The organism is Pseudomonas sp. NPDC087803 (genome assembly GCF_044742995.1).
Taxonomy (GTDB): Bacteria; Pseudomonadota; Gammaproteobacteria; order Pseudomonadales; family Pseudomonadaceae; genus Aquipseudomonas.
Map to the genome: position 1 here is coordinate 1 of NZ_JBIUVO010000163.1, position 1,041 is coordinate 1,041.

At 62.2% G+C, this 1,041-nt stretch carries 1 protein-coding gene; it reads right to left on the bottom strand.

Annotation, left to right across the window (positions count from 1 at the left end; translation table 11 throughout):
- On the bottom strand, positions 1–1,029 hold a 1,029-nt coding region (locus ACIOUG_RS27190; RefSeq protein WP_401070290.1), incomplete at its 3' end, for a toxin VasX.
- Positions 1,030–1,041 lie beyond the last annotated feature (12 nt).

The window sequence follows — 1,041 nt, forward strand, 5'->3', positions numbered from 1 at the left end:
CCGTTCGACAAAGTCCTCAGGGGCGACTGCAAGAAAGTACCGCCGCGTGTAAAAGCGCCGATCCACCTCAGCCGTGGGCGCGGCGCGGTCGGGCTGCATTTCGTCGTCCGTCCCCTTGGCACGCAGTGTTTGCAGCTCAGGCGGCGCCGGTGCATCGGGTTGGACCTCCCCGCCCTTGTTCAAGTAATCGAGCAACGCCTGGCGCGTGTTCTCCCGATCCGGTTCGGGCAGTTGTTGCAGATCGGCAAACAGCGCCTTGGCCTGCGGTTGTTCACTGGCCTTGGCCAGACCGTCAAAGTCCTGATCACTGAGCTGGCTCAAGGACTCGATGTAACTGGCCAGCAGGTAATCGCGCGCGTTGTTGCCACTGTTGCTCCATTCATCGACCCAACCGACCACAGTGTCCTGATACTCGGCCAGATCGCGCATCACCCCCAGATCGTCGTTGACCAGCAGAAACAATGTGTCGTCCTGATATGGCCCGCGTACCCGGCCGAGAAATTCGCCGATGTGTGCCGCGCGAAAACGCCGTGGTTGCTCCCACAGATAAGGTTCGCGTTCGTGCTCGGGGGCGTCGCTGACCTGCACGGTCGGCATGCGCGTGGCATCACCTTCAGCGACAGGTTCCGCGCCGGTCGCCACCTCCGCCAGCCACTGTCGGGTCTGGGCGACGGTCAGTAAATGCTCGCCGCCGGTCAGACAATGCACCGGCCCGAGATCGACCGCTTGCATGAAGTGATCTCGCTCCTCGCGGCTGTCCAGCACCTGATGGCATTTGCCTGCCGTCCACTGCACTTCGGCGAAGGTCACGTACAACGTGCTTTGGCGGGAGAAGATCAGCGCCGGACGCTCCTCGATGGCCGTGCGCTGATCCTCTTTGACCGTTTTACCCTGATGCAAAAGCGCGGTGACGATGCCGTCGAGCATTCGGTATTCGTACAACTCGCCGCTGAGGCTGTCGATGATGTACAGCCAGCCGTCGCGCAAGCGGCGAATGCCCAGCGGGCGGGCTGTCAGGGCGTACGGCAACTTCAATTCCGT